The sequence below is a fragment of the Streptomyces hilarionis genome (assembly GCF_024539675.1).
In the GTDB taxonomy this organism is placed as follows: Bacteria; Actinomycetota; Actinomycetes; order Streptomycetales; family Streptomycetaceae; genus Streptomyces; species Streptomyces hilarionis.
Map to the genome: position 1 here is coordinate 1 of NZ_JAHHIT010000547.1, position 353 is coordinate 353.

1 pseudogene is annotated in these 353 nt (G+C 45.0%); it reads left to right on the forward strand.

Going from position 1 to position 353, the window contains the following annotated elements:
- Window positions 1-353: pseudogene (copS, locus tag KMS84_RS44180) on the forward strand (copper resistance membrane spanning protein CopS); the annotation flags it as partial.

A 353-nucleotide genomic window follows, 5' to 3' on the forward strand; every position in this document is an offset into this window, starting at 1 on the left:
GATGACTCACACTGAAGTGATTTTATCTAGAAAAAGAAATATTGAGGACTACGAGGACAATCTGTACTCAAATCTTGATGACTTGAAACGTATGGGACGTATGATTGATGACATGCTTTTTCTAGCGAAATCAGATAACGGTCTAATTACACATGAAAACAAACCGATTGACCTGGTAGCAGTAGTAGAGAAATTACTCGAGTACTACCGTTTGCTGGCTGATGAGCGAGGGATCGACCTGAAGGTCACAGGCAGGGGTAGCGTCCGAGGTGACGTACTCATGCTCGACAGGGCCATCTCTAATCTGCTCTCAAATGCGCTCCGGTACACCCCCGAAGGAAAGTGTATTACTG